Annotated in this window: 21 protein-coding genes and 1 pseudogene; 12 read left to right on the top strand and 10 right to left on the bottom strand. The window is 44.6% G+C overall.

What is annotated here, in order from left to right:
* Positions 1 to 77 precede the first annotated feature (77 nt).
* The 8 genes from ABM313_RS09410 (at position 78) to ABM313_RS09375 (ending at position 8,648) form a co-directional block, all read left to right on the top strand.
* Positions 78 to 653 (top strand): Uma2 family endonuclease, encoded by a 576-nt coding sequence (locus tag ABM313_RS09410; RefSeq protein WP_434687526.1) that lies wholly within the window; start codon positions 78 to 80, stop codon positions 651 to 653.
* Between the two features lie 64 nt (positions 654 to 717).
* Positions 718 to 1,344: a DUF938 domain-containing protein gene (locus tag ABM313_RS09405; RefSeq protein ID WP_434687525.1), complete on the top strand. Its 627-nt coding sequence runs from the start codon at positions 718 to 720 to the stop codon at positions 1,342 to 1,344.
* 141 nt (positions 1,345 to 1,485) lie between these two features.
* Positions 1,486 to 2,559, top strand: a complete 1,074-nt coding sequence (gene bchI / locus ABM313_RS09400; RefSeq protein ID WP_434687523.1) for a magnesium chelatase ATPase subunit I — start codon at positions 1,486 to 1,488, stop codon at positions 2,557 to 2,559.
* An 84-nt stretch (positions 2,560 to 2,643) separates the two neighbouring features.
* Positions 2,644 to 3,060, top strand: coding sequence for a hypothetical protein (locus ABM313_RS09395; RefSeq protein ID WP_434687522.1), 417 nt, complete (start codon positions 2,644 to 2,646; stop codon positions 3,058 to 3,060).
* 128 nt (positions 3,061 to 3,188) lie between these two features.
* Positions 3,189 to 3,596: a hypothetical protein gene (locus tag ABM313_RS09390; protein ID WP_434687520.1), complete on the top strand. Its 408-nt coding sequence runs from the start codon at positions 3,189 to 3,191 to the stop codon at positions 3,594 to 3,596.
* The gene (locus ABM313_RS09385; RefSeq protein ID WP_434687518.1) at positions 3,593 to 4,033 is read left to right on the top strand and encodes a putative toxin-antitoxin system toxin component, PIN family; all 441 of its coding nucleotides are present in this window, start codon (positions 3,593 to 3,595) and stop codon (positions 4,031 to 4,033) included. The genes ABM313_RS09390 and ABM313_RS09385 overlap by 4 nt, the downstream gene beginning before the upstream one ends.
* Before the next feature lie 263 nt (positions 4,034 to 4,296).
* Entirely contained in the window at positions 4,297 to 8,004 is a 3,708-nt protein-coding gene (locus ABM313_RS09380; protein WP_434687516.1) for a tetratricopeptide repeat protein, read from the top strand.
* 230 nt (positions 8,005 to 8,234) lie between these two features.
* On the top strand, positions 8,235 to 8,648 hold the full coding sequence (locus ABM313_RS09375; RefSeq protein ID WP_434687514.1) for a hypothetical protein: 414 nt from the start codon (positions 8,235 to 8,237) through the stop codon (positions 8,646 to 8,648).
* 83 nt (positions 8,649 to 8,731) lie between these two features.
* Here ABM313_RS09375 and ABM313_RS09370 read toward each other — a convergent pair whose 3' ends face one another.
* Positions 8,732 to 9,544, bottom strand: a complete 813-nt coding sequence (locus tag ABM313_RS09370; RefSeq protein WP_434687512.1) for a MerR family transcriptional regulator — start codon at positions 9,542 to 9,544, stop codon at positions 8,732 to 8,734.
* Positions 9,545 to 9,778: 234 nt separating this feature from the next.
* Here ABM313_RS09370 and ABM313_RS09365 point away from each other — a divergent pair, with 234 nt between their 5' ends.
* The gene (locus ABM313_RS09365) at positions 9,779 to 10,381 is read left to right on the top strand and encodes a hypothetical protein (protein ID WP_434687510.1); all 603 of its coding nucleotides are present in this window, start codon (positions 9,779 to 9,781) and stop codon (positions 10,379 to 10,381) included.
* Positions 10,382 to 10,647: 266 nt separating this feature from the next.
* Here the strand turns inward: ABM313_RS09365 and ABM313_RS09360 are convergent, their stop codons facing one another.
* From ABM313_RS09360 to ABM313_RS09340, 5 genes and pseudogenes are all read right to left on the bottom strand, one after another.
* Positions 10,648 to 11,523 carry a hypothetical protein gene (locus tag ABM313_RS09360; RefSeq protein WP_434687509.1) on the bottom strand — a complete coding sequence of 292 codons (876 nt, stop codon included), beginning with the start codon at positions 11,521 to 11,523 and terminating at the stop codon, positions 10,648 to 10,650.
* Positions 11,524 to 11,743: 220 nt separating this feature from the next.
* A pseudogene (locus ABM313_RS09355) lies at positions 11,744 to 13,090 on the bottom strand (bifunctional orotidine-5'-phosphate decarboxylase/orotate phosphoribosyltransferase); the annotation flags it as partial.
* A gap of 6 nt (positions 13,091 to 13,096) precedes the next feature.
* Entirely contained in the window at positions 13,097 to 13,666 is a 570-nt protein-coding gene (locus tag ABM313_RS09350) for an IS630 family transposase (protein ID WP_434683804.1), read from the bottom strand.
* Between the two features lie 2 nt (positions 13,667 to 13,668).
* Positions 13,669 to 14,169, bottom strand: coding sequence for a helix-turn-helix domain-containing protein (locus ABM313_RS09345; protein ID WP_434683803.1), 501 nt, complete (start codon positions 14,167 to 14,169; stop codon positions 13,669 to 13,671).
* A 4-nt stretch (positions 14,170 to 14,173) separates the two neighbouring features.
* Positions 14,174 to 14,386 (bottom strand): hypothetical protein, encoded by a 213-nt coding sequence (locus ABM313_RS09340; RefSeq protein WP_434687507.1) that lies wholly within the window; start codon positions 14,384 to 14,386, stop codon positions 14,174 to 14,176.
* Positions 14,387 to 14,753: 367 nt separating this feature from the next.
* Between ABM313_RS09340 and ABM313_RS09335 the strand changes: the two genes are divergently transcribed.
* Positions 14,754 to 15,677: a peptidoglycan DD-metalloendopeptidase family protein gene (locus tag ABM313_RS09335; protein ID WP_434687505.1), complete on the top strand. Its 924-nt coding sequence runs from the start codon at positions 14,754 to 14,756 to the stop codon at positions 15,675 to 15,677.
* Positions 15,678 to 16,087: 410 nt separating this feature from the next.
* Here ABM313_RS09335 and ABM313_RS09330 read toward each other — a convergent pair whose 3' ends face one another.
* The gene (locus ABM313_RS09330; RefSeq protein ID WP_434687503.1) at positions 16,088 to 17,104 is read right to left on the bottom strand and encodes an FHA domain-containing protein; all 1,017 of its coding nucleotides are present in this window, start codon (positions 17,102 to 17,104) and stop codon (positions 16,088 to 16,090) included.
* Positions 17,105 to 17,479: 375 nt separating this feature from the next.
* On the opposite strand from ABM313_RS09330, the gene ABM313_RS09325 reads away from it, so the two are divergent.
* Positions 17,480 to 18,820 (top strand): efflux RND transporter periplasmic adaptor subunit, encoded by a 1,341-nt coding sequence (locus tag ABM313_RS09325; RefSeq protein ID WP_434687501.1) that lies wholly within the window; start codon positions 17,480 to 17,482, stop codon positions 18,818 to 18,820.
* A gap of 31 nt (positions 18,821 to 18,851) precedes the next feature.
* Here ABM313_RS09325 and ABM313_RS09320 read toward each other — a convergent pair whose 3' ends face one another.
* Positions 18,852 to 19,229, bottom strand: coding sequence for a CU044_2847 family protein (locus ABM313_RS09320; protein ID WP_434687499.1), 378 nt, complete (start codon positions 19,227 to 19,229; stop codon positions 18,852 to 18,854).
* A gap of 62 nt (positions 19,230 to 19,291) precedes the next feature.
* Between ABM313_RS09320 and ABM313_RS09315 the strand changes: the two genes are divergently transcribed.
* The gene (locus ABM313_RS09315; RefSeq protein ID WP_434687497.1) at positions 19,292 to 22,447 is read left to right on the top strand and encodes a tetratricopeptide repeat protein; all 3,156 of its coding nucleotides are present in this window, start codon (positions 19,292 to 19,294) and stop codon (positions 22,445 to 22,447) included.
* 35 nt (positions 22,448 to 22,482) lie between these two features.
* On the opposite strand, the gene ABM313_RS09310 is transcribed toward ABM313_RS09315, so the two are convergent.
* Complete coding sequence (locus ABM313_RS09310) at positions 22,483 to 23,907, bottom strand: flavin monoamine oxidase family protein (RefSeq protein WP_434687496.1); 1,425 nt, start codon at positions 23,905 to 23,907, stop codon at positions 22,483 to 22,485.
* Between the two features lie 64 nt (positions 23,908 to 23,971).
* Positions 23,972 to 25,855, bottom strand: a complete 1,884-nt coding sequence (gene glmS, locus ABM313_RS09305) for a glutamine--fructose-6-phosphate transaminase (isomerizing) (RefSeq protein WP_434687494.1) — start codon at positions 25,853 to 25,855, stop codon at positions 23,972 to 23,974.
* Positions 25,856 to 26,198 lie beyond the last annotated feature (343 nt).

Here is a 26,198-nt window from a genome sequence, read left to right as displayed (position 1 = left end):
TTCTCTTCTTGGGTTTTATGTCCTCATACACTTGGCGACAGCTATATAATCAAACCAGATAGCATCGGAGAATAAACATGGTAACGACAATAAAAAAGCCACAAACCCTCTCCCTTGAAGAATTTCTTGCCCTTCCTGAAACTCAACCATCCAGTGAATATGCTAACGGAATCATTACCCAAAAAGTTATGCCCAAAGGTAAACACAGCATAATCCAAGTTGAACTAGCCTCAGCCATTAATCAACAAACCAAACCCAAAAAATCTGCTTATGCCCTCACTGAGTTACGCTGCTCTTTCGCAGGGCGCTCCATTGTTGCTGATATTGCCGTAATTCGTTGGCAAAATCTACCTCTCGATTCTGATGGTGAAATTAGCAACCAATTCAGCGATCCCCCCGACTGGATTATTGAAATCCTATCGCCCGATCAATCTCCTCTTTTAGTTATCGAAAAAATTCTTTTTTGCCTAGCTCACGGTAGCGAAATTGGCTGGCTCATCGATCCTGCTACTAAATCCGTGATGATCTTTCAAAACGGCTCCACCCAGATATACTTTGCCGAAACTGATTCCCCCCAGCCTTTACCTGTCCTAACTGACTTAGAAAATTGGCAGATTACAGCCAGCGATATCTTTGCTTGGTTGAGAGTTTAATGATCGCGATCGCGCCATCTGATAATTCGGCATCATCCATCACCATCATCCCAAAACCGAACCTATGCAAGATGCCAGACAATATGCGCCAGCCACATTGAGAAATCGTGAAGCGATCTTAGAAACGCTATTGCAAATTTTGCCACCCACAGGAAATATTCTTGAAATCTCTAGCGGCACTGGAGAACATGCCGTCTACTTCGCGCCACACCTGCAACCGCGCCAATGGATACCCTCTGACCCTAACCCGATCGCTATTTCCAGCATCACCGCTTGGCAAAAATATTATCCATCGCCTAATCTCCTTACACCACTCATGATTGATGTGACTGAAACCGATTGGCAAACCCATCCACAGTTACAAAATCAAGACATTCAGGCGATCGTCAATATCAACATGATTCATATTGCGCCTTGGACAGCTTGCCTAGGGCTAATGTCTGGGGCAAACAAGATTTTGACAGAGGGTGGACTCTTATATCTTTACGGTGCATATAAACAAAACGGCAAGCATACTGCTCCTAGCAATGCTGACTTTGATGCTAGCCTACGCAATCAAAACCCAGAATGGGGAGTTCGCGATCTTGAGTCAGTAATTGATGTTGCTGTAGCACAAAACCTTGTGCTACAAACAGTAAAACCTATGCCAGCCAATAATCTCAGTGTGATTTTTCGGAAAACAATAGAGTGAACAAAGCCGCTAAGCACTCTATTGTTTGGGTCTACCTTAGAAGAAGATGAGAACACTAAGCTTTGCCCCTCTTCTTTTGGGTTGTGAAAAGCTGTATATTGGCTAGAGTGACATATTTATCGATACAAAATTTAAAAAACCTTGATTGCAACTCCCATTAAACCAACTGTAACGACAAGACGACCTGTATTTCCTTTCACCGCCGTGATCGGACAGGAAGAAATGAAGCTCGCCCTGTTGCTCAACGTCATCGATCCCAAAATCGGTGGGGTGATGGTCATGGGCGATCGCGGTACGGGCAAATCCACCACCGTTCGCGCCCTTGCCGACCTCCTTCCCGAAATCGAAGTTGTTGCTGATGATCCATTTAGCAGCCATCCCACTGATGGCGATCTCCAAAGTGAAGAAGTGCGCCGCCGCGTTGCCAATGGAGAAACCTTACCTGTAACCACCAAACAAGTAATTATGGTGGACTTGCCTCTCGGCGCAACAGAAGACCGTGTATGTGGCACAATCGATATTGAAAAGGCTCTATCAGAAGGTGTTAAAGCCTTTGAACTTGGACTATTAGCTAAGGCAAATCGCGGCATTCTCTACATTGATGAGGTTAACCTTCTTGATGATCACCTTGTTGATGTGTTGCTGGACTCTGCTGCTTCAGGATGGAATACTGTTGAGCGTGAAGGTATCTCGATTCGTCACCCTGCTAGATTTGTGTTAGTTGGTTCAGGGAATCCTGAAGAAGGCGAATTACGTCCTCAATTACTCGATCGCTTTGGCATGTATGCTGAAATTCGCACTGTGCGCGAACCAGAGCTACGTGTGCGAGTTGTAGAAGAACGCACTAATTTTGATGGTAATCCCCATGGATTTCTCAAAGACTATGCCACTCAACAAGAAGAACTCCAAGCCAAAATCGTGAGAGCGCAAACACTTCTCAGTGAAGTTGATATTCCTCAAGATCTGCGGTTGAATATCTCTAGGGTTTGCTCAGAGCTTAATGTTGACGGGTTGCGTGGTGATATTGTCAGTAACCGTGCGGCTAGAGCGATCGCTGCTTTTGAGGGACGAAAAGAAGTAGAAGTAGATGATATCAAACGAGTCATCGGTCTATGCTTACGTCACCGTCTCCGCAAAGATCCTCTGGAGTCGATTGATACTGGTTATAAAGTTCTCAAAACCTTTAATCAAGTTTTTGGGATAGAAGAAGAATAGAACTAAAAAGAGTGAAGCATTGCTTCACTCTTTTTAGTTTAGAATTGTCCAATAATTTGAAATAGCTGGTGCGGAGAAGGACTTATGTTTTCTGATCAAGAGATTTCTCGAATTGCGGCGGAAATTGATGCTCAATTATTGGAGTTGCGTTCGCTGTCTGGTGATGTGTCTCTAAAATCTGGAGATAAAGAGGCACAACTGGTTAAGCAAAATGAGGCGATCGCAACCGCAACTAAGGAACCAGCAAAGAGTTTTTTACAAAAGTTTTGGAAAGCAGCCAAAGCGGATCTCTGTGAGGAAGATGGGGTGCTGCATAAGCAATGGAAGAAGTGGGGCGATCTGGATAATAAGGAGACAATTTCCACCTTTAAAGGAATTTTGGCTGGGCTAGGTTTATCGGGTAATGTGTTGCCAACGTTGATCGTGGCGGTGACGGTGATTGTGTTGCATATTGGGGTGAAGGCATTTTGTGATGAATATGGCGATCGCAAGGAAAGCTAAGAAATTCGCAAATGCCCAGATCCCCGACTTTTTCTTTGCAATTACAGATAAATTTTGACAGTCAAAGAAAAAGTCGGGGATCTTTTAAGATCTGTATAGTTTGATTTGCATAAGTGGAGTATTTTGAAATGGTTACACTTGCGACAGCGATTGAGGTTGTTGAACAGTTACCAAGCGATCAGCAAGATCTGTTATTACAAATTATTCGTAATCGCCAAATTGAGCGTCGGCGCGATGAGATTCATCGGAATTATTTAGATAGTGTAGCTGAGGAAAAAAGCGGCAACCTGACATTTACTACTGATATTGAAGAGATTCAAAAATTGCAAGCTGAGTTAGAGGCTTCGGATCGTTACGAAGTCTCGGTGACAAGCAATGAGATCGTCTTCAAAAAAATTAGTCCAAATGCCTTGACTTGGGAAGAATTGTCTCAAAGGATTGAGACAGCAGGTGAAGATCCAGAACAACCATCGCTACAAGAAATTAGTGAAATCGTTAAAGAGGTAAGAAAGTCTCGCAGGGCTGAAATTGGATGAGGCTAGTTTTAGATGTTAACGTCTGGATTTCTGGTTTGTTATGGCAAGGCGTTCCCAAACAAATCATTGGTTTAGCGAGATCCAGAGCAGTAACGGTCTTTGTCTCGGAGCCGATTTTGAGTGAGTTGGAAGAGGTATTGGCACGTAAAAAATTTCAGTCGAAAATGCGATCGCTAGGCATAACTTCTCAAGACTTGATGAATCTTGTGCGCCAACTTTCTCAAGTTTGTGTACCGCTCTCGGTTAATGTCCCTAATTTACGAGATCCTGATGATGCAGTGATTTTGGGAACAGCGATCGCCGCTAAAGCTATGTTGGTTGTTTCAGGAGATCTTGATTTGCTGGTGCTTGAAGAATTTGCAGGTATTCCGATTCTGAATCCTACTGATTTTTTAGATGTTTTTCGACTAAGCATGTCTGGTGAAAAAGAAATATGATGCTGAGTTACTGTCTATGATGATCGGTAGGGGCAAAGCATTCCCACAGAAATCTTTGTGTTTTTAGACTATTTTAATTTGGGAATGCTTTGCCCTAAACTCGTAACGCAGGGACAACTTATTGGTGAATGCGAAAAGGGTTTAGCATTTGCGTTTTGAGATTATCGTAGGAAATATAAAAATATTGGCGCAAATGCTAAACCCCTACAAGTTTGTTGTTATAAATCATTCATGGCGATCGCCATGAACGATGAGGTGTATTGATGATTGAGCTAAATGTGCGGTTTACGAGTAGCGATCGCTTTGTCATTAAGTTCGACGATCGCGAGACGGATGCTCTGGAATTTGTAGCACCTGTGAATGATGGCGATCTCGCTGAGATTCGTGATTATTTGGAGAAATATACATCACTTTACATGATGGATGTGGACGATCGCAGTGCTGAAAGGACTGAGGCGAAATTGCCTTTGTGGGGTGCAGCATTGTTTGAAGCAATTTTTAGTGTTGGTGACGCGAAGGAAATATTTAACGATTTTCAGGATAGTGATCAACGAGACAAGATCTTAACAATTTCAGCAAGTCATCCGCTTATTTTGGCTTTACCTTGGGAACTGTTGCGCGATCCAAAGGGAACTTATTTATCGCATGAAGAAAATCCAATTTCGATAAGGCGTAGTTTTTCGCAGTTAACAAATGAGTCAGAATTTAAGCAAGATTCAGTTAAGCAAAGTATTGTCCCTCCCAAAAATCGGTTGCGTTTGCTGTTTGTGATTAGCCGCCCCATAGGTGCAGGTTTTCTCGATCCGCGTAAAGATGCCTTGGCAACTCTTGAGGCGATCGCTAAAAATGCACAGGGATTAATTGATGTGGAGTTTTTGCGTCCTGCAACTCTCGATAAATTGGTAGAACGTCTAGCAGATAAAAATTTACCACCTGTAGATATTGTGCATTTTGATGGGCATGGGGTGTTTGATGCAAATAAGAATATTGGTTATCTGTTGTTTGAGGATATTGGTGGTAATAGTGATCGCGTTTCGGCGGCGCAAGTTGGGGAAAGTTTGAGTCAGGCTGGTATCAGTGCAATGTTGCTTTCGGCTTGTCAGACGGCGGCGGTGGCGGGTGAAGAGGCGATAGGAAGTGTGGCGGCAGGGCTGACCCATGAAGGGATTCCGACAGTTTTGGCGATGCAATATTCGGTGCTAACGTCAACAATGGAACGGATGTTTGGGGCTTTTTACGAACATTTGACACAGGGTCAGAGATTTGGCGAGGCGTTGGAAAATGCGCGGCGGTATTTGTATGCACATCGGGAACGGGGCGATCGCCAGCGTGGACGAGATCGGGTTACTTTGCGGTTACAGGATTGGTTTTTACCTGCGTTGTATCAGGTGGGGAGCGATCGGGCGTTGTTTGCGGGAGATCCCCCTCAGCCCCGCTTGGAAAAGGGGGAGAAGATTAGAGGCAATCTTAGTGAGGTGCAGAAGGCTGGCTTTTGGGGTAGGGCTTGGGAGTTGTGGCAGATCGAGAGAGCGTATGTGCGGGATACGCGGCGGGTGACGATTTCGGGTTTTGGTGGGATGGGGAAGACTTATTTGGCTGAAGAGGCGGGGCGTTGGCTGTTGCGGACGGGGATGTTTGCGCGGGTGTGTTTGGTGGGCTATGCCAATTTTCAGGGGATCGATGCGGTATCCTATGCGGTGAGCGTGTTGGCGACAGTATTGGAAACAAATTTGATCGATGCGGCGGCGGTGACGAGGGAGTTAGCGGATCAGTCGGTGCTGGTGATTTTGGATAATTTGGAGTCGTTGGATGCGGAGCAGTTGGTAGGTTTGCTAGATGCAGCAAAGGAATGGTCGGAGGCGGGAGAAAGTCGGGTATTGCTGACCACACGCACTCCTGATTTGCGTCATCCTGATTATCCCAATTATCCGATTGCGATCGGGCGTAGAAGTAGGCACGTTTCTTTGCAATTGGAGGGTTTGCAACCTGATGATGCGGTGAACTATTTCCAAAGTCTGTTGAAGTTGCCTCCTGCGCCACGTTTGGATTTACCGTTTCGTGAGGATTTGTTGGCGTTGTTTGAGCTTGTGCAGCGTTTGCCTTTAGCGATCAGTTTGTTGGCAGCACAGTTGAAGGATCGGCAGGTTTTGGATGTGCGTAAGGAGTTGGAGGAGTTAATGGTTCAATCTCCTGATAATCCGTTACTTGCTTCGCTGAATCTGTCGGTGAGTCGGCTCGATCCTATAGCGCAGGAATGGATTAAGTGGTTGGGAGTGTTTCAAGGAGGGACTTTTGAGAATTATTTGATTGAGATTACGGAAATTGCGGAAACGGAATGGAATGAACTCAGAACGAAGCTAGAAGCAACAGGACTAATGCGCTCTGAATCTTTGGAAAATGGTCAAACTTTTCTCAAGTTTCATCCGACCCTTGCCCCTGCGATGTGGTCTCGGCTGACCGAACTCAAACAACAGCAACTCCTCATCCGCCATCGACTACGCTATTACCAACTGTCAAATTATTTGTATTTTGAAGATGATAAAAATCCCTTTGCAATGAGAGGCATCGCCCAACGAGAACTGCCGAACTTTCTCTATGCGGTGCGCGGTAGCATCGCCGCAGGTGCAGACTTTGCAGTGGATTTTGTGGTGAAGGTTAACAAGTTTCTGGACAACTTCGGACTGAATCAAGATCGCGAAGACTTGACAGCAAAGGCGCAACATATCGGCGGTAAGGTTGGCTCCCAAACTTGGTTTATGACGCGCACTAGTGCTGGCGAACAGTTGTGGAATGCAGGGCGCTATACCGAAGCAGAGGCGGTGTTTAATGAGATTTTGGCAGGCTTGGGCGCGACTCCTAGCTATCAGCGTTGTTATATACTTGGCAACCTTGGACGGTGCTATGGGTCAACGGGACAGCCAAAACGAGCGGCTGCAAGCTATCGCCTTGGCTTAGAGGTGGCAGCACTGCTAGAGCAAAATAACAGCGTGAAGCGACAGATGGGCTTATTACAGAACGATTTTGCGGGTGTGTTGAGAGATATGGGGGACTATGATCGCGCCCGTGAGTCCTACGAGGCATCGTTAGCGATTAAAAAAGAAATTGGAGATCGTCGAGGGGAATCTGTTACACAAGGACAACTAGGAACATTGGCACTAGTGCAAAACAACCTCACCGAAGCCGCCCAACGCTACCAAGAAGCACTGCAAATCTTTCAGCAACTCAACGAACCCACATCAGAAGCATCTGTATGGCATCAGTTGGGCAGAACCTTTGAAGAATCGCGCCAATGGGAAGCCGCAGAGCAACACTATCGCCAATCCGCACAGATTAGGGAAGCGCAGGGCTTAATTGGTGGATCGAATGGGGCAGCAACGACTTGGAATCAGTTGGCGATCGTGAGCAAAGGTGCGGGGAAACTGACGGAAGCGGAGGCATGGTATCGGAAGACTCTCAACTACTTTAAGTCTATTGGTGATTTGCCAAGTGCTTCTAAGGTACTAACTAACCTTGCCGATCTCCTCCAACAACTTCCGAATCGCCTCAACGAAGCCCAACAGTTAGCGGAAGAAGGACTAGCCATAGACAAAACCCTCGATCCTGCGGCGGCTCAGATTTGGAAGATTTATAACATTTTGGCAGAGATTAGCGATAAACTAGGCGATCAAGCCAAAGTAAAGGACTATCGCCGCCTTTCTCGCACCGCCCGCGCCAACTTTGCAGGCACATCTTACGAGCTACGCCAATACGCCCAGCTTATCGACGGTGTAGTGAGAGCAGTTGACGATGCCGAGGTTAGACAGCAATTAGAATCTGAAATGGAAAATGCTCCTTCAGAGTGGCAAAATCTCAATGCCGCGATTCGGCAAATCCTCAACGGACAACGCAATGAAGATATTCTCTGCGAAGGATTGGATAGTATTGATTCTCAAATTGTCCTTGCCATCCTTGAGCAAGTAAAAAGACCGTAGGGGCATAGCATTTGCGTCACAATTTCAAAACTCATCACAGAAATCTCGATCCGCAAATGCTATGCCCTCTGTGCCTTTACAGACAAATTGTCCCTGCGTTGTGAGGTTTTGGGCAGAGCATTCCCAAAAGAAGATTATCTAAAAAATTAGAGATTGTGGTGGGAATGCTCTGCCCCTACAATTCCATTCTAATTAGAAGAACTCATTCATAAAATTGAACAAAGGAATAAATGACACAAACTCAAAATCAATTAACATCTCAGCGAAACTATATTGCTCAACTCCTAGAGCAATTAACCGTGAACTATCAAAACACCAAACTAGAACGCAAACAAATTACCCAAAACTTCTCCAATTCTGAAGAAGAATTTACTCCATTAGAAGAAATTGAATTGCTGACAGTAAGTATTCGGGGTTACGCCAGCCAAATCGCCGCATCAGGAAGTTTAAAAAACGATCGCCAAGCGATCGCCGAACTCCAAAAACTAAGCGTATTTAACAACCATCTCATCGTTCAACTCTACAGCGAAGCGCGATCGCATTATCCACAGATGCAGTCATATATCTGTATGTTGGACTATCTCAGACTATTGGTCTTAGAGTACCTACAAAATCAACAAACCCTACAACTGATTTCTGCCTAGCAATATAAACACCCAAAAACTTCAGGGGCAAAGCATTCCCGTAGAAATTCTCATAGGGAATGCTTTGTCCAAAAACTCGCAAGTTAAACCTTCTCGACTGGGAACTGAATCTCAGTAATGTAAGACTCATTATCTAACTCAGCACCACCTTGAATATAGAACTCACGGTTTGCACCGATGCAGCGATAGCCATTATTCTCCATCCAAGCTAGTAGATGTTGATAACCATTATTAAGAGTGCTGTAGCTGCCATGATGAACCACACAGGCGATCGCCTCATACCCCTGAAGCTCATAGACCTTAATGCGATCGTTCCCTTTGACTGAAGCAGGCACAGACACAACTGCCTCACTATCCACATCGCTTTCCTTATATCCAGAATCATGCCAGATCCCAGCATCGTACTCAAACTTAGTAACTCCTTGCTGCGCGAGATCCTGATATAGCTCTTGAAAGAGATTAGCGATCGCCGCATAATTAGGCAAAATCTCGCGAATTGAAGCAACTGTAATCGGTTCAAACTTCTTAATCACAACTTCGTAATTAGACATAACATCCTCCTGTTCTATTTGTTTAAGGCGGGCTGCTACTCTCACCAATCGTGCTTGTTCCTCCTCAATCTGCTGTTGCAAATCCGCTTGCTTCATTCGCAACATTCCGCGCATCTGTTCAGGAGAAATCTCTTCATTGAGCAGTTGAGAAATTTGCTCTAAAGAGAATCCCAAATCTTTGAAGGCGAGGATACGATTGAGTCTGGGCAATTGACTCGCCGAATAAAAGCGATATCCCGTAAAGCGATCGACGGAGATTGGTTTAAGTAAACCCATTTCGTCATAGAGGCGTAGGGCTTTAATAGTCACCTGACTGAGTTTAGAAAAATCTCCAATTTTGAGCATTTCGTTGACCTCATGAACCTCTTGTTGTGATTACACACTATCCCCTAAGGGTAGAGTCAATAGTGGATGTGCCAAGTAATTGCTGATCAAAGCAACCACAAGAAAAATTTTGAAAGCGTTGCGAAGCAACGCTTTCAAAATTTTTCTTGGTTTGAGCGCAAAGCGCTGTAGTTAGAATATAGGAACAAATGGCTGCTCAAAAGTGTCTACATTACTCATTTAGTTAGCTGTACTATGCGCCACAAATCCTTAGATTGGAGAATTAGTGCTTGGGGAATGAGCTTCGGTCTACTGTTGGCGATCGCCCCTAGTGCTTTTGCGGTAACACCTGTATCAGTAAACCAAGACGCTAATGTATCTTGGTCGAATGTTGTTGAAAATCCCTTTGATGGCAAACTTGTTTATGACAAGCACTTTAGCGATGATTTTGCCTTTGTTTCCAGTTGGTCAAAGCAGGGAATTAAAGCGACATATACGGAATATTGGTCAGATGTAGTTGGTTATCGCCGCGTTTGGAAAAATCGTCGTATTTGGCATCACGATCGCTATATTAATGAGCGCTATAGCGATCCAGAGCCTATTTATGAAAAGAGAGAGCGATCGCGATCGCCCAAAGCGCTTTTATTTAGTGTTCAAGGCAAAATTTACACCTATACCGATGGTGAGGTTGATCCTGAGCTAGCTGCTGCTTTAACAAGTTTACCCGCAGGTAATACGACGATTCGGGCTGTGTGGAACAATGATCAAACCACTGATTTTCCTATTGGCGCAGGCACAGTAGAAGCTTGGAAAACCATCTTTAAAGTCGAGCCACCACCACCTCGATTTAAAAACTAATAAAAAAGCACCCGAAGGGTGCTTTTTTATTACTGATGTTATGTGGAACTCAGATGATGAATCTCTAGTTTCTATCACGACAGGGCAACCACGGGGGGATTGCCCCTACTTCAATAATTTAGATTTTTGTAGGGGGGTGTGGCTCCGTGCCAGCCCTAGACTTAGATGATCGTAGGAATTCTATCCACGTAACATCAGTTATTAGTTTCTCGCCCCAATAAGGGGTTTCAAAACATAAAATGGCGTAGCCATTTTATGTTTTTGGATTAGAGAGTTTGATCGTTGTTAGGGCGTGGACGGACACGGCTAGGAGTCGTATCTGGTTCAGGTAGAGGCGTATATTGATTGCCTGTGAAATCTTTGCTAACTCGTAAGCGTTGGCTGGCGATCGTAATGCCCGACTCGCGCACCAACACCACAGAGATCCAGCGATCGCCTGACGAAAAAGGAGCCTGACCAATCTTGAATAATCCACCTGCACGCAAAGGGCGCAGGTTGATCATGTTTTCATTTAGATAATTCTTCGCTTCGACAGGTTCCTCGATCGCTGCCCCTAACAATAAACTTGTACCCAGTGGCTCGGTGACGATCGCATCAAGGACATATTGCCGACCTACGCCGATCAGTTCAGGCACTTTCAGCTTAACGGGTGGAGGGGCATCACCCGTACTCAATGAAGATTGCTCTGCTAAAACTTGCTGCGACACAACCTGTAGCTGTCCATTGACACTTTTATAGGTCTGTGTCGAAATCAACCTAGCATCTAACTTGAAGTTATCGTTCTCAGCCCCACGCATTCCTTGAACCATCGTCACTGTTTCCGCAGTAATCAAGTCTCCTTTTTTTTCCCATTTGGAGATTTCAGTGCGATAGGTAATGTTTTTGTAACGTTGCCAGAGTTCGCTTAATGTCTGCTTGTAGAGATCGCGGGTTAGCCCATCGGAATGATTAAAAGTCGGAGCATAATATTTCATCACCGTTTCAATATCTTGCTTACTGGCTGCCTTGTCCAGCGCAAATACGATATTTTCCAGTTCGGGTGGAGCAGGTTTAGATGATTGGGCAGCAAGTGCTGAATTGGCGATCGGCGCAAGCGTGGCAACTGCCGCAGAAACAAGTAATAGACTAATTCTTTTGAACATGCGTAACTCTAATCAATAACCTGTAAGGATGAGATTGGAGTACGAATTTGTCATAGACAAATTTGTACTCGTGATATTTAAGAAGCCATTTAAGAATTACTTTCTACGGTCAAAAGCTTTAAGAGATCCCCCTCAATCCCCCTTAAAAAGGGGGAATAATTTAATTCTCCCCCCTTTTTAAGGGGGGCTGGGGGGGATCTAGACAACTCCTAAATGATTTCTAAGAATGCGATAAAGCAATAAATTGTTTTTCTGTTATACGCCCTGATTGGTATAGTGTCTCATTTATTTCAGAGATTTTTAACACCGCATGGGGTGAATATCCACTTTTTTGGATGCGATCGCATACTCCCGACTCATGATCAATAAATACGACGATATCACAGACCTTTAGGCCGCAGCTTTCAATTTTTTGCGCCCCCTCGATCGCACTCTTACCCGAAATCAAAATATCATCAACCACGACTATAGTTTCACCTGCTTCATAATTTCCCTCAATCAAGCGTCTGGCTCCATAGGCTTTTACCTCTTTGCGCGGGAAAATTAGAGGGAAATTTAAACGCAATGCTAGCCCTGAAGCTGTGGGTAATGAGCCGTAGGGAATCCCTGCAATGCGATCAAATTTCAGATCTTGCAAGATCTCCGCATACGTGCCAATTACCGCATCAAATACTTGAGGATTGGAAATAATTCGCCGTAAATCGATGTAATAGGGAAAAACTTGACCAGAGGCTTGCACGGTTTCTTCAAAGGTAATGCAACCAATATCAAACAACTGCAAGATCAGATTGGCATGGGGATGTCCTGCTTGATCGAGCAAGCAAACGTTGGGCATCCACAGATCGCAGGTAGGACGTTGGTGCGTAGTCAAAGCGATCGCTTGATTGACCTCATCCCGTAGCGATCGCACTAATTGGGCAGGTTCACCAATTGCCAGCGCATCTTGATTCACAGGTAAAATTAAGCCGCCACCATTGGCATCTAGCCCAGCATTGAGAATGGCTGCTAGGTTTTCGATCCGCTGACCACTACCTTGACTATTTGCCCAGATACTTCTCGCCAAGATTAAGCGCTCAGGAGCCAGCGATCGCACCTTTGCCAAAGCTTCAGGATTTGCTGCCCCTATTTCTAGGGCTAAATTATCCAATCCTGCCCAAGCTTGACAGTTTTGCGCCACATTTAGATATAAAGGCTGCTCAGGATTGGGATATTCTTGAAACTCTTTGGCAGTTGTATTTGATGAATAGCAACTTACAAAAATGGATTTATCGGGATACATCAAAAATCTCGCTGCCAAATCTTGCCCCACATAGGGACTTAAGGTAATCGCATCCACACCCCACTGCTCAAAGGCAGTCTTTGCCATCACTGTGCTGCTATTGAGATCCGCATGTTTCGCATCAAGAATAATCGGAATCTCTGGCGGAATGGCGGCTAAGGTCTTGGCTAATAGCTCTAAACCGCTCGCCCCTAACGCTGTATAAAATCCTAAAGTCGGTTTATAGGCACAGACCAGATCAGCCGTGGACTGAATGATAAAGTTCATCCATTCCCACAGATAGGTAATACCAAATCACAAAAGAGAGGCAACAGATAGAGCATCCAGTATGGAATCTCTACCGACAAGAGAAGCAATTACAGATTTAGTCATTTCGGAGAGACGATTCTTGACCAAAAGCCGCAACTCATCCATATTTTTGGGTAAAGAAAATCTCAACCCTTGCTTCAAATGTAGCCAAACCCGCTCAATTGGGTTTAATTCTGGAGAATGAGCAGGCTGAAATATCAAAATGATATTGTGAGGTAATCGTAAACGCTTAGCCCGATGACAACCAGCCTGATCAACTTGCAAGATAATTATGCTGTCTGCAAATTTCTCTGATACAAGGTCTAGAAATATTTGAAAACAGTCAGTGTTGAGATGACTAAATTCATAGAAAAAGCTTTCTCCCGTCGCAGGTTCGACGATGCCGTATAACCATGTAGCCTGAAACTGCCACTGGACTTTTGCCTTGGGTTTGACCCCACGAGCCGTTATTTTACGACCACTGATGGTTTTCAAACCAATCCTTGTTTCGTCTTGACAAAAGAATCGGACTTTTCCCGTTAATCCCAACACGGTCACGGCATACCATGCCACCATGGCTAGGTTATCCGAGAGTTTTTTTTATATTCCTCGCGTTGCCCTTGGTTTTGACTGGCGCTATAGGGACGGGCTACCTTTGGTTTTGCCTTCATTCGGTAATGCACCAAGTCATGCACATTTTTATAGGTACTTTCGATTCCTAGTTTTTCCTGTAGCCATTGTCGTATCTCTCCGTAGCTATTAAATCCTTTTTCCTGTTGCAGTTGTTTGTCCAGTGCTTTTTGCGCCCAATCTGGGATTTTGGGTATTCTGCCTACTCTTGGTTTATGGCTTAGTATTCCTGCTATTCCTCCCTCTCGATATCCTCTGATCCACTCTTGCACTGTGCTACGGTTTCTCCCGATTAGTTGAGCGGCGGCTTGCACTGTGCCAGCTTGCTTGCTTTTCAGTAAGTACAATACTTGCACTCGTTCTTTATCTGAGCCTGTTTTCTGCCGCCCTAGCATCTCTTTTAGCTCTTCTTCGCTTTCACTTATTTCTAATCTATATACCCCTGCCATTTTGTTATCCTCTTTCTCCTTTTTCTCTTATATCATCTGTTGCCTCTTCTTTGTGTTTTGGTATAACTGCATGATCGGGATATGCTCCAGACTTCATTTCCGAGTCATATTTTGCCTTGTACTTGGCAGGCATCACTTCAGGGTTGGGGTCAAGTCCCAAACATAAGATGCTCTGATTAGCAGCGATCGCAGTCCTGAGTTTTGAGGCAAAGCTCATAATTTAACAGCTTAGATGCAAGCGGATTTTTTGAGGTTGCAACAAATATACCGCTTAGAGATTCATTATTTTTGGTGGCGCGGCTTCGCCGCGCCACCAAAAATAGATTTTTTTGCATCTACTATAAAAAGTTGTTTTTACAGACAAGTACTTGTCTGTAAAAACAACTTTTTATCTGACTAATAATCGCGAGTTGTCATATTTCACCAAAATTGATGTAGAATCTCACTCGTTCTCGTTACGCAAATCTTCAGAGCATTATCCCTAGCCTTCTACAAGTCGAATCACAGGGCTTTTTGTACATTTTTGTATGGCTTGTAGCCTGCTCTTCCCTGTCCTACAGCGCAACGTTCCCATGCAAAACTTTATGTCTCGCTCCCACCAGTTATTTAATTTATTAGCTAATCGTAAATTAGCTAATAAATCCAAATCCCTGACTATCCGTCTGCTATCACTAACTCTGTGTGGTTTCGCTGGTAGTTTCGCGATCGCGACACCTACAGCCCAAGCAAATCGACTCGAAACCTTCGTCTATGATTTGACCGATAGCAAAATCGAGTTTTCGCTCAAAAACGACATTGAGCCAAAGGGAACTGTGATTAGTAATCCCACACGCATCGTGATTGACTTACCAGGGATTGTCTATCAGGGACCAACGGTAAGGCGGCGAGTCGGACGTGGAGTGCAAGCAGTGCGCGTTGGTCAAGTTGATGCCAATACCACCAGAATGGTTGTAGAGCTTTCGCCCGAAGTCACTCTCAATCCTCAAGATTTACGCCTTAAATCTAGACAACCAGGGCATTGGACGATGCAGCTTCCCCAAAATATTGCGGCGATCGACCTTAATAGTATTTCTAATTTTTCTCTTCCTGTTACAGGAGCCGCGATTAGTTCTGGATTTGGCTGGCGTGTGCATCCTATTACAGGGGAACGCAAGCTGCATAAAGGCGTTGATTTTGCGGCTCCCACAGGTACACCAATTTTTGCGGCGGCTGATGGCGTAGTCACTTATTCGGGATGGACGGATGATGGCTATGGCAATGTTGTCGAGTTGCGTCATGGGAATGGTGAGTTGACGCTTTATGCCCATACCAACAGGGTGTTTGTATCAAAGGGGCAAGTTATTAATAAGGGACAGGCGATCGCTGAAGTTGGCTCTACAGGACGTAGTACAGGACCGCATCTACATTTTGAAATCCAACCCGATGGCAGAACTGCCGTCGATCCTATGGATTATTTACAACTTCGCCAAGTGACCCTTGATTTAGCCTCTAATAGTTTTAAAGATTAAAAAAAGTAGTGGCTGCGCGAAGCGCAGCCACTACTTTTTTGAAAGAGGAGTTGGGAACCAAATCCCTACATTATCTGAATACTATTGTTATACCAAAACACAAAATGGCGTAGCCATTTTGTGAATTAAAACACTTACTGGGTTTGGGTTTTAATTCACAAAAGTGTTGCAACACTTTCGTGAATTGGTATTACGTGGATAGAATTCCTGTGATCGCATAAGTCTAGTGCTGGCACGGGGGCGCAGCCACTACGGTAATTCTAAATTTTGGTAACAGGGCAATCCCCCCGTGGTTGCCCTGTTACGCTAGCAGCAAAAAATTCATCAACTAAGTTTCACGTAACATCAGTGCATATTCGCCATAGGATCATCAAAGAAAGCTTTCCTTGGTAGGGCTTTCTTTGACAGTTTTAATCCGCGTCTAGTTTCTGGATATAGGTTCCTAATTCCGTAAATGTACCAGCATAGGTGATGGTGGGAGTCGTATAGCCTTTAAGCTCCACAGAATATTGCTTGAGTGGTAGTAATACCGCAGCATAGGGCGTATGGCTATAAGTTGCAGAACCGATCGCTACATCCAAGCCCAATTGCTTAGTTGAGGACTCCAATCGAAAAGCTGCATTCACTGTGTCGCCAAGAGCCGTATAGTCTGGATGCTCACTAGTTCCCATTTGTCCAACCATGGCATAGCCAGTATTGATGCCAGCACCTACACGCAATTGAAATGGTAATTCAAACTGCTGATTGAGTTCATTGCTCATCTCATACAGTTCATAGAGGGCGCGATAGACTTTGAGCATATCTTGGGTAGCGACAGTATCTGACCCTTTGCCAGCGTCATGAATCCAGACTGTCATTACCGCATCACCAATGTACTTATCTACCCAACTTCCATGGCGATCGATGATCTCACCAGCGCGGCGAAACCATGTGCCGATCGCCTCTGAGAGAATATGCTCATCCATTTGCTGTGTCAGTTTGGTGAAATCTCGAATATCCACGACTAAAACTGTAATTAGTTGCCGCTTATGTAGCATTGCTGTCGCTGCTGCATCCGTATTTTCTTCGTTTTGAGTACTGCTAGTATCGGGAGAAGTGATCGTTTCGGGACAATAAAACTCTAAATTTGTTTCACCAAGGGTGACGCGATCGCCATTTTTTAAGCTGACAGGAATGGTCACCCGCCGTCCATTCACAAATGAACCATTGCGACTACCAAGATCGATCAGAAAATAACTACTTTCTCCCACAATTTGAAACATAGCGTGGTTGCGCGATGCACATTTATCAGATAGGGGAATATCATTTTCTGAGCCGCGCCCTAAAGTCCAAGAATATGCATTCACAAGGGGAATCTGCATCGCACCTTGAGATCCATGAAGTACGATATGTGGTTTTTCATCCCAAGTTGTGACAGGCTGACTCACAAGGTTATTAACCCCCAAATATAAATTTACGAGTGGATTTACAAATATTTTGCGTCTCTTTGAGTCCTTGCTTTTGCTAATATACCGTTTTTTGAGAGTTGCGAGAACCCTAAGAACAAAGGTATCGCTTGGCGATCCTTTGTTCTTAGGGTTCTCGAGTTATACCAATTCACGAAAGTGTGACAACACTTTTGTGAATTAAAAACCAAACCCAATAAGGGTTTTAAAAACACAAAATGGCGTAGCCATTTTGTGTTTTGGTATTAATTCCGTAGCAATGCTGCTGAGGGGTGATGCAAAATAAACGCTAATACCATAGCTTATCTATATAGATATAATTTTTCATGCCGTTAGCTTTGTTCAGGCTTAATTTCGATGCAAACTACTGTTTCCCCCAAACAAGCAAATAAACAACCCAAAAGTTTTTGGACAAAGCCTTGGTTCTTTGTAGTTTTACTCGTCGTTGTCCTAGGCGGTGGATTTACAGCCTTTCGTGTTTTGGCTAGCATGAATCAAAACCGAACATCAATCAATGACAAAACTCAATTAGTTGAGTCTAAGTCTTTAGATATCAAAATTAAAGCTAGCGGATCAGTTGTCCCAATTGAAACCGTCAACCTCAGCCCCAAGCAAGCGGGAAAACTAATGGAGCTATTAGTTGAGCAGGGGGCGCGAGTCAAGCAGGGACAAGTCATCGCCAGAATGGACAATACGAATTTGATCCCGCAGCTTTATCAGGCTCAAGCTGCGGCAGCGGCAAGTGAAGCTAATTTAGCCAGATTACGCAATGGTAGTCGTCCTGAAGATATTGCGGCGGCTCAGGCTAGGGTGGATGCGGCTCGTGGTCGTTTGGATGCAGCCCGATCGCGTTTAGCCTTGACCAATATGAAAGCCTCTCGCTTTCGGAGTTTACAAACTGAAGGGGCTATTTCTAGCGATCGCTTTGATGAAGTGCTAACCGATGATCGCAGCGCTCAGGCTGATTTGCAAACGGCTCAAGCTAATCTGATGGAGGCTACTCGTCTATTAGAAGAAGCCCGCAATGGTAGCCGTGTTGAAGATATTGCTCAAGCTGAAGCGCAACTTGCCCAAGCGATCGCAGGGATCAGAATTATCGAAGTCCAGATCGAAGATACAATTATTCGCGCTCCCTTTGCGGGCATCATCACTCAAAAGTATGCTAATGCAGGAGCCTTTGTTACACCGACAACATCTGCTTCGTCAACCAATTCTTCAACTTCGACTTCGATTGTGGCGATCGCTAATGGTTTAGAGATCATTGCTAAAGTCCCTGAAGTGGACATTTCTCAAATTAAAATCGGGCAGGAAGTAGAAATTGTTGCTGATGCGTTCCCCACTGAGGTGTTTAAGGGCAAAGTCCGTTTGATTGCGCCTGAATCAATCATTGAGCAGAATGTGACATCGTTCCAAGTGCGGGTAACCTTAGAGACTGGCAAAGATAAGTTGCAATCGGGGATGAATACTGATTTGCGCTTTATTGGTCAGAGAATTGATGGTGCTTTGGTTGTACCGACGGTGGCGATCGTTACGCAAGAAGGGCAAACTGGTTTATTAATTGCTGATGAAAAGGGTAAGTCTAAATTTCAACCCGTGACGATTGGGACAACGGTGGATAATCAGACTCAAATTTTAAGTGGTGCAAAAGTAGGCGATCGCGTATTTGTGAAACTACCAGAAACAAAAACAACTCCATAAAAAAAGGGAGTCGCTTAGCGACTCCTTCTTTTTATGGAGTTGGCTGATGTTTTGGAAAAGAACATTCCACAGTAATTTCTAGATTACTTTCGGCTGTACCTTTGGTGATGTAGGGAATACCTGCTTCGCCTGCAATTTTAATACCAAATTTAAGGGTTACTTTGTCGATGTTGGCAATATCGGTATTGTTTGCTTTTTTGAAAGCATCGATGGTGCTGAGAGTGTAATGGGTGAGAGTGGATTTGAGGCGATCGAAGTTCTCTCTAATCTTTTCAGTATTCGATGATGTATCTCCATAGGTGACTAATCCTGCTTCACCAGTAGGAATGGTGGGAACGTCAACAGCTTCACTGGCTTCGATATAGATAATTGTGTTTTCGTCAATTTGCAGAGGTGTGAGGCTAGTCATAATTGATTTTGCTTTGTTAATGGCTATAGAATAACAGACATAATTTGCGAGATTTTCAGGTTATGCAACGTAAAGCTCTTGTGGTTGGGGTCAGTCAATACAGTAAGTTGCGTAGTCTTGAGAGTTTTGCTAATAATGCTAATGCGATCGCCGATATTTTAGAGCCAGATTTTAAGGTGAAGCGCTTACCTGAAGCCATAAATGTCGATCGCGTGGTCGTGGGTAAAAGTAGTCTGCCTTGCGATCGCTTACAGAACGAAATCAAAGATTTATTCACGGCGACAGATCTGGATACGGTGTTGTTTTATTATTCGGGGCATGGTGTGCAAGGCAAGCAGCCTTATCCCAAGACATATTTGGCAACTTCTGAGAGTGAAGTCCTAGATGATGGTTATCGCAAATCCATTGAGATTGATCTACTCAAGCAATTTTTGCGAGATTGTCCAGCTAGAGAGCAAATTGTTTGGTTGGACTGTTGTTATGGCGGCGATTTGGCAGATTTTCGGGAAATATGCGATCGCAATGATGGCAAAACGAGATTTATCATCACGGCTTCCCGTGACCAAGATCCTGCATATCAAGAGATTGCGGGGGAAATGGGTGTATTTACGAGGGTGTTAGTAGAAGCTTTGGCGAGAACGGGTACAACGGCACGGCGAATCACTTGTGCAGCGATCGAGGATGCGGTTCGGGAAGGTTTGCAACGCTTGCAGTATCCGCAAATGCCGCAGTTTTATCGCACACCAAATAAAATTATTGAGTTTTGGGAAAGGAGTAGTGCTCGCCAAGAAGCGATCGCCGCAACCCTGAATACGACACCTCCGCCTGTGGTTGAATGGCAGGGACGACAGGATGAAATCAAGGAACTCCAAACCGCCCTAAGCAATGACAAAGTACGTTTAATCGGAATTACCGCCGCAGGAGGCTATGGTAAATCGGCTTTAGCAGTGAAATTCAAGGAGCAGTTAACCCCTAATTGGCGGGTGTTGTGGGTAAGTTTTATCCAGTCTTATCCCTTGGCGCAATTTGGGCGATGGTTATTGGAGCAGATGGGACGAGATTATGATGAGAAATGGGATGAGGAGACGTTAATTGGGCAGATCGTCGAAGGGTTGATTGCTGAGCCTTATTTGTTGGTGTTGGACAATATGGAAACTGTAATACCAGCAGAAGGGAAGTCGGTTTATGGTCAATTTTTGAGCCAATGGTTAGGGAATGGGAGTAATAGTAAGCTACTGCTCACCAGTCGGGAACAGCCAGTGTTTAGCGCCAATTTGCTGCCGCGTTGTTATTGGTTAGCTCTAAAGGGGTTAGCAGAAGCCGATGCGATGCGTTTGGTGACGGAAGACTATGGTTTAACGGGAACGCAGGAGGAATTAGCCCATTTTGTGAACCGAATGGATCGGCATCCTCTCTTGATGCAACTGGTATCGAGTTGGATGCGGGAGGAGTTGGGGGAAGGGGTTTGTGTGACAGAGGCGGAAAATTTGGGCTTAGATTTGTTTACGGTGGAGGGTTATCACCGTGATACGGACACCTGTGTTAGGGAAGTGGTAGCGGCGAGTTTGGCGCGATTGTCGGCAAGGTTAGGGGATATTTTAAAGCGGTTATCGGTATTGCGAGGGATTTTCGATCTAGGGTTAGCTCAGGGGTTAACTGCCGAGGTAACGGAGGCGGAGTTACGGTATTTAGCCCGTTTGTCGTTGTTGCAGGAGTTTCCCCCCGAACCGCTCAAGGGAAAACCGCGACGGTTTCAGTTTTTGCCTTTAATTTCGATGGTGGTGCAACAGCAAGCAGATTCTGAGTTGTTGCGATCGGCGCATCAGGCTGCGTTGGATTATTTTTTGGCACATTTACCTGCGCCACCTTGGGAATCGTTGGAGGATTTGACGGCGTATTTAGAGGGGTTTTACCATGCAGGGGCATTGGGAGAATGGCAGTTAGCCTATGATATTTTGAACGAGGATCGAGGGGGAGAAGGGAAAAATAAATCGGTTGATGAGTTTTTGAAGTTACAGTGGTTTTATCGTCAGCAAGCGCAGTTATATGAGCAGGTGATCGCGGGGAGTCAACGAGAACAAGTTTGTTATCGCAACTCGTTAATACTTCTCGGCAATTGTTATTATTTCTTGGGGCAGTACGAAAAAGCGATCGCCCTCTACCACCAATATCAGGACATCAGTGAAGAAATCGGTGATCGGCAAGGAATGGCAAATTCTCTAGGCAATTTAGGCAGTTGTTATTATTCCTTGGGGCAGTATAAAAAAGCGATCGCCTATCATCAGCAACATCACGATATCAGTGAAGAAATCGGCTATCGGCAAGGGATGGCAAGGTCTTTAGGTGATTTAGGACTTTGTTATTATTCCTTGGGGCAGTATGAAAAAGCGGTCGCCTATCACCAGCAATCTCTCGAAATCAAAGAAGAAATCAGTGATCGGCAAGGGGTGGCAAGGTCTCTAGGTAATTTAGGACTTTGTTATCATTCCTTAGGGCAGTATGAAAGAGCAATCGCCTATCACCAGCAACATCACGACATCAGTGAAGAAATCGGCTTTCGGCAAGGGGTGGCAATTTCTCTAGGGAATTTAGGCGGTTGTTATGATTCCTTGGGGCAGTATAAAAAAGCGATCGCCTATCACCAGCAACTTCACGATATCAGTGAAGAAATTGGCGATCGGCAGGGGGTGGCAAGATCTTTAGGCAATTTAGGCAATTGTTATGATTCCTTGGGGCAGTATGAAAAAGCGATCACCCATCACCAGCAATGTCACGACATCAGTGAAGAAATCGGCAATCGGCAAGTGGTAGCAATTTCTCTAGGGAATTTAGGCAATTGTTATGCTTCCTTGGGGCAGTATGAAAAAGCGATCGCCTATCACCAGCAATATCACGACATCAGTGAAGAAATTGGCTTTCGGCAAGGGGTGGCAATTTCTTTACATAATATAGGTGAGGCATTGCTCAAACTTGAAAATTACAGCGAAGCAGAAACGGAAATTCAAAAGTCTTTAGTTATTTCACAAGAGATTAACTTTAAAATTTTGACAGCCCATAGTTTTAAATTCCTTGCCGAAATTGCCCATCAAACCAATCAACCCCAACTCGCCCTCACCCATTGCCAAGCCGCCCTCACCCTCTCTCAAGAACTTGGCATTCCTTTAGTCAAAGACTGCGAAGAACTCCTAGCAAAAATTCAGGAGAACTTAGGAGAATAACCGATGGAGTGATAGTTCCACGTAACATCAGTTATTTAAGTTTTTTGTATGATTCTATTAGCTTCTCTCTCTCCACTCAATAAAGCACCATGAACTGTTCCTATATATTTTCCATAGGTTGCCTCACCCGCAAAAAACACCCGATCGCCTATGGGTTCTGCCAAGCGATCGCAGTCTTGAATAGAACCATTGAGCGAAAAAGTAGAGTAAGAACCATAGGCAAAAGGATCATTGTGCCATTGCGTCAATAATGTGGCAGTAGGTAACGGAATATCTTTGCCAAACATAGATCGCAAATCAGACATGATGTTCTGGATTGCCTGAGATTTAGGCATTTGTGATAGCGATCGCGAAAAATCACCGCTAAACATAGCGGCTAAAATCGGCTGCTGAATATATTTCTGCCAGTTGTAAAATTCAACATAGCGATCGGGAATATTGCCATTGATATAAGCCATCGTGTGAGGTTGTGATGGCCAAAACTGTTGAGGAAATTTTAATACTAATCTATTTAAAGCGCCCATACCCAATCGTTCAATTGCTGCTAACTTCTCTTCAGGCAATGCTGGTGAGAACTTAATCGACCCCCGTTTCAGTACACCCAATGGAACCGTGACAATCACCTGCGAACCACTAAAAACTTCGCGATCGGTGGTCACCTGTACACCATTGTCATCATAGGCAATCTGCTGCACAAGATGTTTAGTCCGAATATCCAAATCTTTGGATAGAGCCTGTACAAGCTGGATATAACCTTGCGGAAAAACTACATCTGCTCCTGTAAATTCTGAATCTTCCTCAAAACCCTTGATTCCTAAATTCGCAATATCTTCTCCAACTTCACTCTCAATAGTCGAAGATAGAGTTGCCCGAAAGCCCTTAAGAGTGATTCCTGTAATTTCTTCTGATTCAATTATTTGTTGAGCGACATCTGCTAGGGTGGTTTGCTGTAATGATTGAGGATCTTTTTTTAGATGTTTAACCCTATCCATAAATGCTTGAAAAGCTTTGCTTATAAGCAGTTCATCAGATTTACTCAGCACTTGGTTGACACCTTTATAATTCCATTGTGATTCAAGATCAGAGACCACAGTCTGGATGCCAAATTGTTTGACTAAAGGAGAGAGAGGATTCCCATCAATGGTATGAATCCATGCAGCACCAAGATCTAAAGGAAAGCCTAAAGAATTATCTGTCCAAATCCTGCCGCCAATGCGATCGCGACCTTCGAGAATAATTACCTGATATCCTTGAGCCTGTAATTTTTTGGCAGCCGTGACACCTGCAATACCTGCTCCAATGACAATTACTTGCTGTTTATCTTCGCCGTTTGGTGATGGATTGGCTGAGTTATCAGATTTGCTAAGTGCACCTCCACAGCCACAAAGCCAACTTGTTGCCCCAACATAGGTTAAGTTGCGAGCCTGAAGTAAAAATTTTCGACGATTATATTTGTCCATAAAAATTTTGATTACCACTTTACTCATATAGATAAAAAGGCGGCGCATTGCGCCGCCTTTTTATCTATTCAACAGTGACAGATTTCGCTAGATTTCGGGGTTGATCGACATCTAAGCCACGATGCGCCGCCACATGATAGGACAGCAACTGCAAAGGAATCACAGTGAGAATTGGCGAGAAAATCTCATCAACTACAGGAATCGGCAAAATGTGATCAAACACCTCATGCGCCGCAGGATCGTCGAGTGGTGCAACACCAATCAATTTCGCATCTCTAGCCTTTGCCTCCTGGGAATTTGAGAGAACCTTCTCATATACAGCCCCAGGGGTAGCGATCGCCACAACAGGCACATCTTCATCCAGCAATGCGATCGGTCCATGCTTCATTTCGCCTGCGGGATAGCCCTCTGCGTGAATATAGCTGATTTCCTTGAGTTTGAGCGCACCTTCGAGGGCGATCGGGAAGTTAATCCCACGACCTAAGAAAATAAAATCCTTAGTATGGGTAAACTGACGGGAAAGATCCTCAATGTAACGCTCTTGGCTTTCGAGAATCCGTTCCATATAGGCAGGGAGTTGTCGCAATCCTTCGATGATTTCTTGAGCCTTATCTTCAGTTAATGCACCCTTTGCAATACCAAATTCTAAAGCTAGTAAATAGAACATCAGCAGTTGAGCCACAAAGGTTTTCGTCGCAGCAACCCCAATTTCAATTCCTGCTTGAGTATCAATCACCGCATCAGAAATTCGTCCAATCGAACTTTCCACACGATTGGTAATACCAAGGCAGCGATCGCCTCTGGATTTGGCAAGTTCTAAAGCTGCTAATGTATCCGCCGTTTCGCCCGATTGAGTCACGCCGATGACAAGGGTATTCTTTAAAGAAGGCGGTGGCGAATAGCGATATTCCGAAGCATATTGGACGCTAGTCGGAACACCTGCAAGCTGCTCTAGAAGATACTTGCCAACTAAGGAAGCGTGCCAACTAGTTCCACAAGCAATAATTTCCACTCGCTCAATCTGATCGATAAAACCAGTTGGCAAACCTAACTGAATACAATTTGTTTCGCTGATGTAACTGGCTAATCCTGCGCGAAATACTCCTGGTTGTTCATAGATTTCCTTAAGCATATAGTGCTTAAAGCCCTGCTTCTCCACCATTGTCGGATTCCAGTTTAGTGTCTGGGGTGTTCGACGGAGGCGATCGCCTTTGGCGTTATAGACCTGTACCGATTCTCTGGTTAATCTTGCAATTTCTCCATTCTCTAAGGGAATAACGGTGCGGGTATAGGCTACCAACGCAGGGGTATCGGAGGCACAGAAGTTCTCATCTTTACCAATCCCAATCACAAGGGGAGCCTGTTGCCGCACAACCACTAATTCATCGGGATAGTCAGCATGGATAACGGCGATCGCATAGGCTCCTTGCAATTTCTCAACCGTTAGTCGCACAGCTTCAAACAGTACCGAAGGCGACTTGTCAGGAATAATATTGCCTTGCTTCTCTAATTGTGAGAGAAATTCCGCAATCATATGGGGAATTACCTCTGTATCTGTTTCACTGACAAAAATATGACCCAGCGCTTTTAAATCAGTTCGCAGTAGGTGATAGTTCTCTACAATCCCATTTTGGACAACGGCAAGGTTACCCATTGTGTTGGTATGGGGATGGGCATTATGCTCTTCAGGCTTGCCGTGAGTTGCCCAACGGGTGTGACCAATGCCAATTGGTGCTAGAGGTGCGGTATCGGCATTTAGCTTTTCTTCGAGTTGGATGAGCTTACCCTTGGCTCTGACCCGATGCAAACTGCGATCGGCTGGGCGATCAAGTAAGGGAATTGTGGCTACGCCTGCGGAGTCGTAGCCGCGATATTCGAGTTTGCGTAACCCTGAGATTAAAACTTCATTTGCCGAGCGATGTCCGATGTAGCCAACAATTCCACACATAATGCTTAGTTACAAATATCTAAAATTTCAGTGATTAATTTTTGGTGCAAAGCACCAAAAATTAATCACTAACAAACTGTCTGTATTTAACCACGCGAAGTTCCTACTATGGCTGTAGTCAAGCTTGTTATCCCAAAACACAAAATGGCTACGCCATTTTGTGTTTTTAAAACCCTTACTGGGTTTGGTTTTTAATTCACAAAAGCGTGCCGCCACTTTTGAGAATTGGTATTACAGCGCTTTGCGCTCAAACCCAACCCAAGAAAAAACTTGAAAGCGTTGCAAAGCAACGCTTTCAAGTTTTTTCTTGGTTATACGAAATAAGGAGCGCAAAGCGCCCCTT

The organism is Pseudanabaena minima str. Chao 2107 (genome assembly GCF_051131155.1).
GTDB classification, from domain to species: Bacteria; Cyanobacteriota; Cyanobacteriia; order Pseudanabaenales; family Pseudanabaenaceae; genus Pseudanabaena; species Pseudanabaena minima.
The sequence above is the reverse complement of the archived record's forward strand: the minus strand, read 5'-3'. Positions and strand labels throughout refer to the sequence as shown.

Bases quoted from the DNA above. Each gene is read 5' to 3' on its own strand.
- ABM313_RS09410 (WP_434687526.1), top strand. From the start codon at position 78: ATGGTAACGACAATAAAAAAGCCACAAACCCTCTCCCTTGAAGAATTT.
- ABM313_RS09405 (WP_434687525.1), top strand. From the start codon at position 718: ATGCAAGATGCCAGACAATATGCGCCAGCCACATTGAGAAATCGTGAA.
- ABM313_RS09395 (WP_434687522.1), top strand. From the start codon at position 2,644: ATGTTTTCTGATCAAGAGATTTCTCGAATTGCGGCGGAAATTGATGCT.
- ABM313_RS09390 (WP_434687520.1), top strand. From the start codon at position 3,189: ATGGTTACACTTGCGACAGCGATTGAGGTTGTTGAACAGTTACCAAGC.
- ABM313_RS09385 (WP_434687518.1), top strand. From the start codon at position 3,593: ATGAGGCTAGTTTTAGATGTTAACGTCTGGATTTCTGGTTTGTTATGG.
- ABM313_RS09380 (WP_434687516.1), top strand. From the start codon at position 4,297: ATGATTGAGCTAAATGTGCGGTTTACGAGTAGCGATCGCTTTGTCATT.
- ABM313_RS09375 (WP_434687514.1), top strand. From the start codon at position 8,235: ATGACACAAACTCAAAATCAATTAACATCTCAGCGAAACTATATTGCT.
- ABM313_RS09370 (WP_434687512.1), bottom strand. From the start codon at position 9,544: ATGCTCAAAATTGGAGATTTTTCTAAACTCAGTCAGGTGACTATTAAA.
- ABM313_RS09365 (WP_434687510.1), top strand. From the start codon at position 9,779: ATGCGCCACAAATCCTTAGATTGGAGAATTAGTGCTTGGGGAATGAGC.
- ABM313_RS09360 (WP_434687509.1), bottom strand. From the start codon at position 11,523: ATGTTCAAAAGAATTAGTCTATTACTTGTTTCTGCGGCAGTTGCCACG.
- ABM313_RS09350 (WP_434683804.1), bottom strand. From the start codon at position 13,666: ATGGTGGCATGGTATGCCGTGACCGTGTTGGGATTAACGGGAAAAGTC.
- ABM313_RS09345 (WP_434683803.1), bottom strand. From the start codon at position 14,169: ATGGCAGGGGTATATAGATTAGAAATAAGTGAAAGCGAAGAAGAGCTA.
- ABM313_RS09340 (WP_434687507.1), bottom strand. From the start codon at position 14,386: ATGAGCTTTGCCTCAAAACTCAGGACTGCGATCGCTGCTAATCAGAGC.
- ABM313_RS09335 (WP_434687505.1), top strand. From the start codon at position 14,754: ATGTCTCGCTCCCACCAGTTATTTAATTTATTAGCTAATCGTAAATTA.
- ABM313_RS09325 (WP_434687501.1), top strand. From the start codon at position 17,480: ATGCAAACTACTGTTTCCCCCAAACAAGCAAATAAACAACCCAAAAGT.
- ABM313_RS09320 (WP_434687499.1), bottom strand. From the start codon at position 19,229: ATGACTAGCCTCACACCTCTGCAAATTGACGAAAACACAATTATCTAT.
- ABM313_RS09315 (WP_434687497.1), top strand. From the start codon at position 19,292: ATGCAACGTAAAGCTCTTGTGGTTGGGGTCAGTCAATACAGTAAGTTG.
- ABM313_RS09310 (WP_434687496.1), bottom strand. From the start codon at position 23,907: ATGGACAAATATAATCGTCGAAAATTTTTACTTCAGGCTCGCAACTTA.
- glmS (WP_434687494.1), bottom strand. From the start codon at position 25,855: ATGTGTGGAATTGTTGGCTACATCGGACATCGCTCGGCAAATGAAGTT.